We start from the raw sequence: 12,419 nt of genomic DNA on the forward strand, positions 1-12,419 counted from the left end.
CTTAATTGACACTTGCTAAGGTGCGCGCTCGTTTTCTAGCGCGCCAGGCTGTGCCGATGCCGTCAAATGTTCTCTCACGCCTATTGGACTCCGACCCGGGGGACGAGATCGGCGTTCTTGAGACGGTATTTCAGGCGGCTCCTTTCCCGATTGCCATCATCGATCATGCCGCCGTGCTGCTGTTCGCAAACAGCACATTCAAACGCGAATGGATCGGCGCGGGCCGGCTACCGACTGCCTTGTCGGCCCTCCTGCATCCCGACGACCAAGCCAAGGTCCCTCTGGCGATCCAGGGCCTGAACATCGGTTCCCCAGCGGAACGTCTCGAACTGCGCATGGTGAGCCCGGCCGCCTCCCAGCGATGGGCGGTGGCGACCGTCACCCCGCTCGGAAAAAATTTCAAAGGCCAGTGTCTGTTTGCGGCCCACCTGACTGACATCACCGACCAAAGGCGGCAGTTCGAAGAACTTGCCGAACGCGAAAGCCGCTGGGACAACGCGCTGGTCAGCTCCGTCTCGGGCGTCTGGGACCATAATTACGCGACCGGCCAGAAATATTACTCGCCGGTGTGGCGGCAGATTCGGGGGATGTCGGCGGAGGACCCGCTGGCGGCCAGCACCGAGGAATGGCTCAAGCTTGTCCATCCGGACGACCATGCGCGTGTCACCCATGCCATGGAGCGGCAGATCGCCGGGGATCCCGCCTACGCAGTCTTCGACTATCGCGAACGCCACAAGCAGGGGCATTGGGTCTGGATCGAATGCCGGGGCGCCTGCGTCGAATGGGACGCCAACGGCAAGGCGACCCGCGTCGTCGGCACGGACACGGACGTCACCGCCCGCAAGGCCGCGGAGGAAACAACGGCGCAGATGTCGCGGCGGCTCGACATGGCGCTCGAAATATCCGGCATCGGCGTCTACGAATCCGACTTCTCCACCGGCGCGGTTGAATGGGACGAACGGATGTTCCGGATCTACGGGCTGGAAAAGAGCGAGGAAGTGAAGATCGGTGGGCTCTGGGAGAGCTTCCTGCACCCTGACGATGCCGCACGCGTTCAGGCAAATGTTCTCGACAATATCGAGGAGGGCAAACGCTTTTTCGATGAATACCGGGTGATACTGCGGGACGGCTCCGAACGTGTGATACGCACCCGCACCATGTCCTTCATCGACGGTAACGGTCACCAGAAGATGGTCGGCGCCAACTGGGACGTCACGGCCGACGTAACGCTTCACCGCGAGCTGGAACGGGCAAAGACCCTTGCGGAGGCGCGCAACCGCGAACTCGAAGCCGCGCGCAGCAGCATCGAGCACAATGCGATGCACGATTACCTGACCGATCTCCCCAATCGGCGTTATCTCGACGAGATGCTGGATCGCGTGGCGGCGGAATGCGCCCGCGACCGGCATGGCATCGCCATCCTCCATATCGACCTCGATCGCTTCAAGCAGATCAACGACACGCTCGGCCACAGTGCCGGCGACACGATGCTGAAGCATGTGGCGAAAGTTCTCAAAGGCACGATCCGCAAGGAAGATTTCGTCGCCCGTATCGGCGGCGACGAGTTCGTCATCCTGTCGAAATTCGAAGGATCGCCGCGCAAGCTCTCGCATCTGGCCGACCGCATCATCAGGGAGTTGCGCAAGCCGGTATCCTATGAGGGCCACGACTGCCGTTTCGGCGCCAGCATCGGTATCGCCTGCCATACGGGAGCGGATGTGGATGCGAGACAGCTTCTCCTGAATGCAGATATCGCGCTCTACCGGGCCAAGAACCGGGGCCGCAACCGGCATGAATTCTTCTCAGCCGAGACCCAGAACGAGATCATCAGCACCAAGCGCATTTCGGACGAGATCCTTCTTGCTCTCGAGCGCGACGAGTTCATTCCGTATTATCAGCTGCAGTTCGATGCAAAGACGCTGGAGATCGCCGGCGTGGAAACGCTGGCGCGGTGGATGCACCCGGAACGTGGCATGCTGTCTCCCGACAAGTTCCTCGATATGGCCGAGGAACTCGACGTCGTCTCGGTGATAGACGGGACCATCCTCGACAAGGCGCTTGCCGATTTCCGGGACTGGCGCGCGCAAGGCCTTCCGATCCCGAAACTCTCGGTCAACGTTTCCTACCGGCGGCTGCGTGATGCCTCGCTATCGCGCAAACTCAGGAAACTCAGGATCGAGCCCGGCACGGTCTCCTTCGAGCTGCTCGAATCGATCTTCCTCGACGACTGCGACGAGGATGTCCTGAGGAACCTGGCGCGCATCAGGAAGCTCGGCATCGAGATCGAGATCGACGATTTCGGCACCGGCCACGCCTCGATCATCGGCCTCCTGCGGCTCAATCCGCGTGCGCTGAAGATCGACCGTGAGCTCGTACGTCTCGTCTCCCAGTCGCAAAAGCAACGGAAGATGGTCGGATCGATCATCGAGATCGGCAAATCGCTGAATATCGACGTTGTCGCGGAAGGCGTCGAGACCACGGAACAGATCCGCATCCTGCGCGATCTCGGCTGCGATATCCTGCAGGGTTATGCGCTGGCAAGGCCGATGCCGCGCAGTAGCATTCCGGATTTCATACTTTCCGGCCGCTGGCGCCCCGGCGAAAGCCCGCCACCCGACAGCCGCAAGCGGCACCCCACCGACCGCTGAGAACCCGCTTTGAGGGGCATAAGAAAGGCCGCGCCCGACGGGGACGCAGCCTTCATGCCAGGCTTTGAACAAGCTGGTTACTGGTTCTCGATCTGCTCAACCGCCTGAGCCAGAAGCTCCACCATCTTGGTGCGGATATCCTGGTCGGAGATGGAGACGCCGCCGGCATCGAGATCGCCGCGCAGCTTGCGGAATACATCCTCGTCGCCCGCTTCCTCGAAATCGGCAACCACGACTTCCTTCGCGTAAGCGTCAGCGTCTGTTTTGCCGAGCAGGCCGGCTGCCCAGAGGCCTGCGAGCTTGTTGCGGCGGGCGAGCGCCTTGAACTTCAATTCCTGGTCCAGGGCAAACTTGTTTTCAAAGGCTTTTTCGCGATCGCTGAGGCCACTCATCTCGGGTCTCCCAAAGTGAACTTTATGGGAACCCCCATAATCAAAAGAGGAGCGGAGCGCAATCGGCGAGATGTCGATTCCGGCATTGACGGAAGCGGAATCGTGGCCGGCAATTGACGAATGCGAATTCCGCGCCAGGGCAACCGGCGCCGGGATGATCTTTGTCCGCGCACCCTGGCCTCGTCTGGCGGCAGGGCCGGCATCGCCAATCAACAGCTCCCCGCCTGGAATTGCGATACCGGCCGCGTCGAAATCATGACGCAATTTGGTGGCTAAGTCCTGCGGAGCCTCCCTGATTTCCTGTTCATTACCGCCCTTTCAGCCCGGGCGCCCCCAGTTGTTAGAGCAAAACCTTCGAGAAGCCGTGTAATCTGAAGCTCACTGATTCCTGGTTGCGCTTCGCAACCCCTCGCCCACAAAGGTTTGGAGGCCCGCATTGTGAAACCCGTTCTTTTCCGATAAGGGACCGCTCAACATCATCCATTGCGTCCGCCAGGGGCGCCAACAATGAGACAAGAATCATGAACCGTCGCCGCCGTATCTACGAAGGCAAGGCCAAAATCCTTTATGAAGGCCCCGAGCCCGGCACGCTGATCCAGTTTTTCAAGGACGACGCCACTGCCTTCAACAAGAAGAAACATGACGTCATCGACGGCAAGGGCGTTCTCAACAACCGTATCTCGGAATACCTCTTCACCCATCTGAACAAGATCGGCATCCCGACGCATTTCATCCGCCGGCTGAACATGCGCGAGCAGCTGATCAAGGAAGTGGAGATGATTCCGCTCGAGATCGTGGTGCGCAACGTTGCCGCCGGATCGCTCTCGACCCGCCTCGGCATCGAAGAAGGCATGGTCCTGCCGCGCTCGATCATCGAGTTCTACTACAAGTCCGACGCACTCGCCGACCCGATGGTCTCCGAGGAGCACATCACCGCTTTCGGCTGGGCGAACCCCGCTGAACTCGACGACATCATGGCGCTCGCCATCCGCGTCAACGACTTCCTCTCCGGGCTTTTCCTCGGCGTCGGTATCCAGCTCGTCGATTTCAAGATCGAATGCGGCCGCCTGTTCGAAGGCGACATGATGCGCATCATTCTCGCCGACGAGATTTCGCCGGACAGCTGCCGCCTCTGGGATATCGAAACCAGGGAAAAGATGGACAAGGACCGTTTCCGGCAGGATCTGGGCGGGCTTGTGGAAGCTTATTCGGAAGTCGCGCGGCGTCTCGGCATCATCAATGAGAACGAACCCGTCCGCGGCACCGGGCCGGTTCTCGTCAAGTAATCTGGGGGTTGGATCTGTGATCAAGGCACGCGTGACGGTCACGCTCAAGAACGGCGTTCTCGATCCGCAGGGCAAGGCCATCGAAGGCGCGCTCGGCAGTCTCGGCTTTTCCGGCGTCGGACATGTGCGCCAGGGCAAGGTCTTCGACCTTGAACTCGAGGGCAGCGACAAGGCGAAGACCGAGGCGGACCTCAAGGCCATGTGCGAGAAGCTGCTGGCAAACACTGTGATTGAGAACTATACTATCGCTCTCGACTGAAGGTTGCGGAGCGTGTGATGGCCGAAGTCACAAGTGAACTGATGTATGAGCTGATGAGGCGCATGCATGCTGATATTGCTGATTTGAAAGTCGGCCAGCGCGAGATAAAGGCTGAAATGAATGCGATGCGTGGAACAATGGTCTCCATGCATCAGGATATTCATAACATCTACATGACTTTGGAAAGGCACGGACAGCGCCTTGACCGCATCGAAAACCGCCTCGAGCTGCGCGAGCTCGCCGAGGCCCAGGCAAGGTTTGAACCGCACCCATGAAATCCGCCGTCGTTCAGCTTCCCGGTCTCAATCGCGATCGCGACATGATCGCCGCCCTCACCAAGATTTCCGGCAAGGCGCCGATCACCATCTGGCAGACCGAGACCGACATTCCGGATGATGTCGACCTCATCGTCATTCCGGGCGGTTTCTCCTATGGCGACTACCTGCGCTGCGGAGCGATTGCAGCCCGCATGCCGGTCATGCAGGCGATCAGGGACAAGGCAGACAAGGGCGTCAAGGTGCTCGGCGTCTGCAACGGTTTCCAGATTCTCGTCGAAGCCGGCATGCTGCCCGGTGCCCTGATGCGCAATTCCTCGCTAAAGTTCGTCTGCAAGGAAGTGAAGCTCGAAGTGGTCAATGCCGAAACGGATTTCACCCGGGCCTATGAAAAAGGCCAGGTGCTCCGTTGCCCGGTCGCCCATCACGACGGCAACTATTTCGTCGACGCGGAGACGTTGTCCGGCATGGAAGATCGTGGCGAAATCGTCTTCCGTTATGCGGAAGGCACCAATCCGAACGGCTCCCTGAACGACATCGCCGGCGTCATGAACACGCGCGGCAACGTGCTCGGCATGATGCCGCATCCGGAAAACCTGATCGAAGCCGCCCATGGCGGCAATGACGGGCGCGGGATTTTCGCCTCGGCGCTCGATGTGATCGCCGCGACCGTCTGAACCTTCATCTTATCCGGATCGATCCCAGTACGATCGAAAGCCACGTCAGGACGCTTGATGCCGTTCACTTATCGCCTGCTCGCTGCATTTCCTCTCGCCGCCCTTGGCATAGCGCTTTCCGCCTGCCAAACGGAACGTCCGGCAGCGGTGACGGCGAACCGTGCGGCGCTGCCGACGATGGAACGCGTGGCGGTCGCCGCCAATAGCTGCTGGTTCAAGTCGGGCGACGCGGCCTTCAAGCCCTATCGGCTGGCACCGGAACTCAACTCCTTCTCCGGCCGGCCGCGCATTCTCGCCGTGCCGCGCAACAGTCCCGAATCGCGCCCGATGCTGGTGGTCCAGGCGGAGGGCAACCCTGCCCGCCTCGACGCGTTCGGTCCGATGATGGGCGGCCCGGAAGGCGAAAGAATCAAGCGCGATGTGCTCCGCTGGGCCCGCGGCGCCAGCGGCTGCTGATATTAACCCTTTGAATTTACATCTCTGTAAACAATCTGTTGCAGCTCTGCACCGGCCCGCCCGAATCTTTGCTTTTTTTCGCCACAAGTCATAACGGTCTGTGAACCGGCGCTGGACGGGCGCTACCCGTCATTGTACCACTTTCACCATCGAGAAGCGGGCGGCCCGTATCGGGATCGCGCCAGCCGCAGAAAATCGCGGCGCGTATGAGGGCGATGGAATGAACAAGGCAATTTTCGGATCCGTGGTCGGTGCAATCCTGGCGGTGTCGACGCTGCCTTCTACGGCCGTTGCGCAGGAGCGGTTGTTCGATGAAGTGCGAATCGGCGTTTCCGGTTCGATCCAGAGCAAGAGCACGTTCGAGAAGGGCGCATTCCCGTCCGCCACCGTCTTCTTCGACCCCTTCGACCAGCGCCATGCCCAGAGCTTCATGGACCACATGCTGCGTCCGCGCGTCCATGTCGGCGCGATCGTGTCGACGGCAGGCGAAGCGAGCCAGGTGTTTGCCGGCTTCACCTGGACGGCACCGATCACCGACAAGATCTTCGTCGATCTCGGCTTCGGCGGCGCCTTCAACAACGGCAACCTCGACAAGCCGAACGACGGTCCGAAGCTCGGCTGCCATGTGCTCTTCCATGAGTCGCTCGGTCTCGGTTACAACATCACCAACAACTGGCGCGTCCTTGCGACCGTCGAGCACTCTTCGAACGCCGATCTGTGCGATCACAACGACGGCCTCTCCTACGCAGGCATCGCGGTCGGCTACAAGTTCTGATCCAGATCGCGTATTTTCCAACTGAGGCGCCGGTTTTCCGGCGCTTTTTGTTTTCCGGTCGCCACGCCGTACCGCCGCATGGCAGTATTTTCCTGTCGCGCCGCATTGCGACATAGGTTAAAGAGCGCCAAGAGCTTGGCCCTTCAATCCAGAGAAGATCATGACCATCCCGAACAGTATCGCGATCACCCCCGAACTCGTCGCCTCGCACGGCTTGAAGCCCGACGAATATCAGCGGATTCTCGATCTGATCGGCCGCGAGCCGACATTCACGGAGCTCGGTATCTTCTCGGCCATGTGGAACGAGCATTGCTCCTACAAATCCTCGAAGAAGTGGCTGCGAACGCTACCGACCAAGGGCCCGCGCGTCATTCAGGGGCCGGGTGAGAATGCCGGCGTGGTCGACATCGACGATGGCGATTGCGTCGTCTTCAAGATGGAGAGCCATAACCACCCGTCCTATATCGAGCCCTACCAGGGCGCGGCGACGGGTGTCGGCGGCATCCTGCGTGACGTCTTCACGATGGGCGCCCGCCCGATCGCGGCTATGAACGCTCTGCGCTTCGGCGCGCCCGATCATCCGAAAACCAAGCATCTTGTGTCCGGCGTCGTTGCCGGCGTCGGCGGTTACGGCAATTCCTTCGGCGTCCCGACGGTCGGCGGCGAAGTGGAGTTCGATCCGCGCTACAACGGCAATATCCTGGTCAACGCGTTTGCGGCCGGGCTTGCCAAGTCGAATGCCATCTTCCTGTCGGAAGCCAAGGGCGTCGGTCTGCCGGTCGTTTATCTCGGCGCCAAGACCGGCCGCGACGGTGTCGGCGGAGCCACGATGGCATCGGCCGAATTCGACGAATCCATCGAGGAGAAACGCCCGACCGTTCAGGTCGGCGACCCCTTCACCGAAAAGTGCCTGCTGGAAGCCTGCCTCGAACTGATGGCGACCGGTGCGGTGATCGCAATCCAGGACATGGGTGCGGCCGGCCTCACCTGCTCGGCCGTCGAAATGGGCGCCAAGGGCGATCTTGGCATCGAACTCGACCTCGACAAGGTGCCGGTGCGCGAGGACCGGATGACGGCCTACGAAATGATGCTTTCGGAGAGCCAGGAGCGCATGCTCATGGTGCTGCAGCCGGAAAAGGAAGAGCAGGCCAAGGCGATCTTCGTCAAGTGGGGCCTCGATTTTGCGATCGTCGGCAAGACCACCGACGACCTGCGCTTCCGTGTCCTGCATCAGGGCGAGGAAGTCGCCAACCTGCCGATCAAGGATCTCGGCGACCAGGCTCCGGAATACGATCGGCCGTGGGTCCAGTCGGATGTTCGCGCACCCCTGCCCGCCTCGCAGGTCGCGGCACCCGCTGACTATAACCAGGCCCTGTTGAAGCTCATCGGTTCGGCCAACCAGTCCAGCCGCCGCTGGGTCTGGGAACAGTATGACACGCTGATCCAGGGCAATTCGCTGCAGCGTCCGGGCGGCGATGCCGGCGTCGTGCGCATCGAAAGCCATCCGACCAAGGCGCTCGCCTTCTCGTCCGACGTCACGCCGCGTTATGTCGAGGCCGACCCGTTCGAAGGCGGCAAGCAGGCGGTCGCCGAATGCTGGCGCAATATCGTCGCTACCGGCGCCGAGCCGCTCGCCGCCACCGACAACCTCAATTTCGGCAATCCGGAAAAACCGGAAATCATGGGCCAGCTGGTCGGCGCCATCAAAGGCATCGGCGAGGCCTGCAAGGCGCTCGATTTCCCGATCGTTTCCGGCAACGTGTCGCTCTACAACGAGACCAACGGCGTCGCGATCCTGCCGACCCCGACGATTGCCGGTGTAGGCCTGCTGCCCGACTGGCAGAAGATGGCGAAGATCGGTTCTGCCAACGACGGCGACAAGCTGATCATGATCGGCACGGACGGCAGCCATCTCGGCTCTTCGGTCTATCTGCGCGACATTCTCGACACGATCGACGGCCCGCCGCCGGAAGTCGATTTGAAGGCCGAGCGCCGCAACGGCGATTTCGTCCGTTCACTCATCCGCAACGGCCAGGTAACGGCCTGCCACGACATTTCCTCGGGCGGTCTTGCGATCACGCTTGCCGAAATGGCAATGGCGTCGGCCAAGGGCATGAAGGTCAGCCTCAAGGAACAGCGCGGCGCAGCCCATGGGCTGCTGTTTGGCGAAGACCAGGCCCGCTATGTGATCGCGGTCCCAGCTGATCTCGCCAATTTCGTGCAAGCGAATGCTGAAGGCGCAGGCGTGCCCTTCCGGACGCTCGGTACCGTCGCCGGCGACAGCTTGGTGATCGACGACCTCATCAGCATTGCGGTCCCGCAGCTTGCGGAAGCCCACGAAAGCTGGTTCCCGGCCTTCATGGCCTGACACTCAGCCGGAACGCACCGGCGCGATATGCCGCGGTCCAGGGATCGCGGTTTATCTGCACGCGTGAACAAAAGTTGAAGCGCGGGGGATTGATGGACTCGGGCTATCCCGATAAGCATTGCGGTTTTCTGAAATAGGAAAGTAAGCGCGCAAAAATGCTTATGCCGATTTTGACCTGGATGAGGTCATCGGGCCCGACCTGGCACTACAAGCGCATCTGGCTCGATGCACTGATCATCACCCTTTGCCTGAACGTTCTGGCTTGGATGGTTTTTTCGAAGATGGGTATGACCACCTACGACATCTTCAATGAAGACGGCCCCATCGAAGACATTCAGTCTGCTTCGCTTGCCATCACCGCCCTTTTTGCCGTCATGGCGGCATTGGGGACGCGGATATTGGCCCGTTTCGTCGCAATCACGACGGCCTGCATCTCCGTCGTATTCTTCATGCGCGAGATGCCAATATGCCGCGACAATGTGACAGTTTATTGCGTGTCGAAGACCTGGCTGCCGATTATTATCGGCGCGGCCGCTCTTATCCTGCTGATCGCGACGATCGTGTTCGAATATCGCCATAGAGGAGGCCTTCTCCGAGCCGTTCACCCGCGCCTTTCCTGGCCGCTGGCCCTGGTTGCCGGCGTTCTCGCCTGCAGCCAACTTGCCGAGCATTTCGATATTGTCGTGATGGAGGAGAGCATCGAATCCTACGGTTTCATGATCCTGACCCTGAGCTCGATCTGGCTTTTCCGCTTCTCCCGCACCCAGCATCTTCCACCGCTCAGAACCCGAGCCAAAGCCAGCCTCCATAAGGTGAAACACGTATTCTTGCACCATTGAGGCGGAGCTGTTCGATCCAGCTTTGACCGGAGAGCAGCTTTGAGGCAGTGTATCCTGACAAAAGGTTCCGCGGTTTTGAGTCCCGCGGAGAGAAAAGGGATGACATCATGGCTATGAGACCCGGTGAAATCGAAGACCTGATCAAGGCCGGCATTCCCGGTGCCAAGGTCACCATCCGGGATCTTGCTGGCGACGGCGACCACTATGCCGCGGAAGTGGTGGCGGAAGCGTTCCGGGGAAAGAGCCGGGTGCAGCAGCACCAGATGGTCTACGAGGCCCTGAAGGGCAATATGGGCGGCGTGCTCCACGCGCTGGCATTGCAGACTTCGGCTCCGGCGGAGTGAGCGATGCCTGACCTGATCAAGGAGATCGTTACCGGCCTGGTCGAGACTGCCCTGAAGGAACTTCTCGGCAAGTCGCATGGCCGCACGCCCGCCAAACGCAAGAAGCGGCAGATCCGCTCGGCCACTACCGGGCGTTTCGCCAGGAAGACTGCCCCCACCAAGACCACAGCCAGACGCGCGGCGAAGCCGGCGGCGAAACAAGTGAGCCGTCGGCGCACGACGGCAAGCCGCAGCAAGCAGCGCAGCCGCTGACCTCAATGTACCCGGTCCATGGGGTTAAACGGCAGTCATGCGAGGCAATAAGCGCTTTCCAACGGACTATTCCGCTGGAATTCCCGATGCCACGTTGCTATTTAAGGCAGATGACGCAGCGCAGCGGCCCTTGAAACCGCATGTGAAAGGATAGGACATGAGCGGAATTACCGATTTTATCGCCAACGAAGTGAAGACCAATGATGTGGTTCTCTTCATGAAGGGCACCCCGCAGTTCCCGCAGTGTGGTTTCTCGGGCCAGGTCGTGCAGATTCTCGACTATCTCGGCCTGGACTACAAGGGTGTGAACGTGCTCGCCGATGCGGAAATCCGCCAGGGCATCAAGGACTATTCCAACTGGCCGACCATTCCGCAGCTTTACGTCAAGGGCGAATTCATCGGCGGTTGCGATATCGTCCGCGAGATGTTCCAGTCCGGCGAACTGCAGACTCACCTGCAGGAACAGGGCATCAGCGTCCGCGGCGCGGCCTGAGATCTTCCGGGCTCCGGTCCGGGATTTTTATAAGATATTTTCAAGGCGCCGCTCCCAACGGCGCCTTTCACGTTGTTTTTAGGAAGCTGCTGTGACCAATCCTTCACAAACGGCCCCGGACCGCCTGCGCGGCATGGGCCGGGTCGAATTCATCGCGATGATGGCGATGCTGATGGCCATCAATTCGCTCGCCATCGACATCATGCTCCCTGGCCTGCAGGAGATTGGCGCCTCGCTCGGCGTCGTCAACGAGAACCATCGGCAATATGTCGTCTCCGCCTATCTCTTCGGCCTCGGCGCCGCGCAGATCATCTATGGATCGATCTCCGACCGTTTCGGTCGCAGGAACCCGATGCTCTTCGGCCTCGGCCTCTATTTCGTCTGCGCGGTCGGCGCCGTCGTCGCGCCATCGTTCGGAGCGCTGCTGGCCCTTCGCTTCATCCAGGGTGCCGGAGCGGCCGCAACACGGGTGATCTCTATTTCGATCGTGCGCGACGTATACGGTGGTCGCGCCATGGCGGAGGTCATGTCGCTGATCATGATGGTCTTCATGGTCGTGCCGGTCATTGCGCCGGCAACAGGCCAGGTGATCATGCTGTTCGGCAACTGGCACCTGATTTTCGTGTTCATGGCACTCGCCTCGCTCTGCATCGGCTTCTGGATGTATTCGCGCCTTCCGGAAACGCTCGATCCGGCGGATGTGCGTCCCTTCACCATTTCCTCGATCCTGCACGCCTTCCAGATGGTTCTGACCAATCGCCTCGCCCTCTGCTACACGATTGCCAGCACATTCATCTTCGGCGCCCTGTTCGGCTTCATCAATTCGGCCCAACAGATTTATGTCGGGATTTACGACGTCGGCGTCTGGTTTCCGGTGGTCTTCGCCTGCGTGGCGGTGTTCATGTCTGCCGCATCCTTCCTGAACGCCAAGTTTGTTGGGCGTTTCGGCATGCGGCGCCTTTCGCACGGCTCGCTGTTTGGCTTTATCGGCATCACGCTCGTCTGGATGCTCGTGCAGATCTTCGGGCCTCAACCCATGCCGCTCGTGATCTTCATCGTGTTCTTCGGGCTCGCCATGTTCCAGTTCGGCTGGATCGGCTCGAACTTCAATTCGCTCGCCATGGAGCCGCTCGGCCATGTCGCCGGAACGGCGTCAGCCGTCCTCGGCTTCATGAGTACGGTCGGCGGCGCGCTGATCGGCGTCGCAATCGGCCAGGCCTTCGACGGTACGGCCCTGCCCCTGGTCGCAGGCTTCTTCACCGTCTCGATCATCGGGCTGATCTTCGTGCTGATCGGCGAAAAGGGAAAACTCTTCCAGCCGCATAATCCGAAGATCTGAGCTACAGTCCCAACGA

14 protein-coding genes are annotated in these 12,419 nt (G+C 60.5%); 13 read left to right on the plus strand and 1 reads right to left on the minus strand.

The features are described 5' to 3' along the window. The first annotated feature begins 56 nt into the window (after positions 1–56). Positions 57–2,648: an EAL domain-containing protein gene (locus C5J24_RS05415; protein ID WP_105416143.1), complete on the plus strand. Its 2,592-nt coding sequence runs from the start codon at positions 57–59 to the stop codon at positions 2,646–2,648. A gap of 77 nt (positions 2,649–2,725) precedes the next feature. Here the strand turns inward: C5J24_RS05415 and C5J24_RS05420 are convergent, their stop codons facing one another. Beyond that, positions 2,726–3,040, minus strand: coding sequence for a DUF1476 domain-containing protein (locus C5J24_RS05420; RefSeq protein WP_105416677.1), 315 nt, complete (start codon positions 3,038–3,040; stop codon positions 2,726–2,728). A 521-nt stretch (positions 3,041–3,561) separates the two neighbouring features. On the opposite strand from C5J24_RS05420, the gene purC reads away from it, so the two are divergent. The 12 genes from purC (at position 3,562) to C5J24_RS05480 (ending at position 12,403) form a co-directional block, all read left to right on the plus strand. After that, positions 3,562–4,326 (plus strand): phosphoribosylaminoimidazolesuccinocarboxamide synthase, encoded by a 765-nt coding sequence (gene purC, locus C5J24_RS05425; RefSeq protein WP_046606788.1) that lies wholly within the window; start codon positions 3,562–3,564, stop codon positions 4,324–4,326. A gap of 16 nt (positions 4,327–4,342) precedes the next feature. Next, positions 4,343–4,585 carry a phosphoribosylformylglycinamidine synthase subunit PurS gene (gene purS / locus C5J24_RS05430; RefSeq protein WP_105416145.1) on the plus strand — a complete coding sequence of 81 codons (243 nt, stop codon included), beginning with the start codon at positions 4,343–4,345 and terminating at the stop codon, positions 4,583–4,585. Positions 4,586–4,602: 17 nt separating this feature from the next. Continuing rightward, the gene (locus C5J24_RS05435; protein WP_046636394.1) at positions 4,603–4,860 is read left to right on the plus strand and encodes a hypothetical protein; all 258 of its coding nucleotides are present in this window, start codon (positions 4,603–4,605) and stop codon (positions 4,858–4,860) included. Beyond that, positions 4,857–5,537 (plus strand): phosphoribosylformylglycinamidine synthase subunit PurQ, encoded by a 681-nt coding sequence (purQ, locus tag C5J24_RS05440; RefSeq protein ID WP_105416147.1) that lies wholly within the window; start codon positions 4,857–4,859, stop codon positions 5,535–5,537. Before C5J24_RS05435 ends, purQ begins: the two co-directional genes overlap by 4 nt. A gap of 57 nt (positions 5,538–5,594) precedes the next feature. Continuing rightward, positions 5,595–5,993: a hypothetical protein gene (locus tag C5J24_RS05445; protein WP_105416149.1), complete on the plus strand. Its 399-nt coding sequence runs from the start codon at positions 5,595–5,597 to the stop codon at positions 5,991–5,993. 220 nt (positions 5,994–6,213) lie between these two features. Further along, the gene (locus C5J24_RS05450; protein WP_105416151.1) at positions 6,214–6,768 is read left to right on the plus strand and encodes an acyloxyacyl hydrolase; all 555 of its coding nucleotides are present in this window, start codon (positions 6,214–6,216) and stop codon (positions 6,766–6,768) included. A 160-nt stretch (positions 6,769–6,928) separates the two neighbouring features. Then, complete coding sequence (gene purL, locus C5J24_RS05455) at positions 6,929–9,136, plus strand: phosphoribosylformylglycinamidine synthase subunit PurL (protein ID WP_105416153.1); 2,208 nt, start codon at positions 6,929–6,931, stop codon at positions 9,134–9,136. Between the two features lie 161 nt (positions 9,137–9,297). Continuing rightward, positions 9,298–9,975 (plus strand): hypothetical protein, encoded by a 678-nt coding sequence (locus C5J24_RS05460; RefSeq protein ID WP_105416155.1) that lies wholly within the window; start codon positions 9,298–9,300, stop codon positions 9,973–9,975. 107 nt (positions 9,976–10,082) lie between these two features. Further along, a complete protein-coding gene (locus C5J24_RS05465; RefSeq protein WP_007770085.1) occupies positions 10,083–10,319 on the plus strand; it encodes a BolA family protein in 237 nt (78 codons plus the stop codon). A 3-nt stretch (positions 10,320–10,322) separates the two neighbouring features. Next, positions 10,323–10,571: a hypothetical protein gene (locus C5J24_RS05470; protein WP_105416157.1), complete on the plus strand. Its 249-nt coding sequence runs from the start codon at positions 10,323–10,325 to the stop codon at positions 10,569–10,571. Between the two features lie 157 nt (positions 10,572–10,728). Next, a complete protein-coding gene (gene grxD, locus C5J24_RS05475) occupies positions 10,729–11,064 on the plus strand; it encodes a Grx4 family monothiol glutaredoxin (RefSeq protein WP_007770088.1) in 336 nt (111 codons plus the stop codon). A 91-nt stretch (positions 11,065–11,155) separates the two neighbouring features. Further along, positions 11,156–12,403, plus strand: a complete 1,248-nt coding sequence (locus C5J24_RS05480; protein ID WP_371673749.1) for a multidrug effflux MFS transporter — start codon at positions 11,156–11,158, stop codon at positions 12,401–12,403. Positions 12,404–12,419: the final 16 nt, after the last annotated feature.

Origin of the sequence: Neorhizobium sp. T25_27 (assembly GCF_002968565.1) — a bacterium.
Classification (GTDB): domain Bacteria; phylum Pseudomonadota; class Alphaproteobacteria; order Rhizobiales; family Rhizobiaceae; genus Neorhizobium; species Neorhizobium tomejilense.

Excerpts from the sequence above, each read along its gene's own strand:
- C5J24_RS05415 (WP_105416143.1), top strand. The coding sequence starts at position 57 with ATGCCGTCAAATGTTCTCTCACGCCTATTGGACTCCGACCCGGGGGAC.
- C5J24_RS05420 (WP_105416677.1), bottom strand. The coding sequence starts at position 3,040 with ATGAGTGGCCTCAGCGATCGCGAAAAAGCCTTTGAAAACAAGTTTGCC.
- purC (WP_046606788.1), top strand. The coding sequence starts at position 3,562 with ATGAACCGTCGCCGCCGTATCTACGAAGGCAAGGCCAAAATCCTTTAT.
- C5J24_RS05435 (WP_046636394.1), top strand. The coding sequence starts at position 4,603 with ATGGCCGAAGTCACAAGTGAACTGATGTATGAGCTGATGAGGCGCATG.
- purQ (WP_105416147.1), top strand. The coding sequence starts at position 4,857 with ATGAAATCCGCCGTCGTTCAGCTTCCCGGTCTCAATCGCGATCGCGAC.
- C5J24_RS05445 (WP_105416149.1), top strand. The coding sequence starts at position 5,595 with ATGCCGTTCACTTATCGCCTGCTCGCTGCATTTCCTCTCGCCGCCCTT.
- C5J24_RS05450 (WP_105416151.1), top strand. The coding sequence starts at position 6,214 with ATGAACAAGGCAATTTTCGGATCCGTGGTCGGTGCAATCCTGGCGGTG.
- purL (WP_105416153.1), top strand. The coding sequence starts at position 6,929 with ATGACCATCCCGAACAGTATCGCGATCACCCCCGAACTCGTCGCCTCG.
- C5J24_RS05460 (WP_105416155.1), top strand. The coding sequence starts at position 9,298 with ATGCCGATTTTGACCTGGATGAGGTCATCGGGCCCGACCTGGCACTAC.
- C5J24_RS05465 (WP_007770085.1), top strand. The coding sequence starts at position 10,083 with ATGGCTATGAGACCCGGTGAAATCGAAGACCTGATCAAGGCCGGCATT.
- C5J24_RS05470 (WP_105416157.1), top strand. The coding sequence starts at position 10,323 with ATGCCTGACCTGATCAAGGAGATCGTTACCGGCCTGGTCGAGACTGCC.
- grxD (WP_007770088.1), top strand. The coding sequence starts at position 10,729 with ATGAGCGGAATTACCGATTTTATCGCCAACGAAGTGAAGACCAATGAT.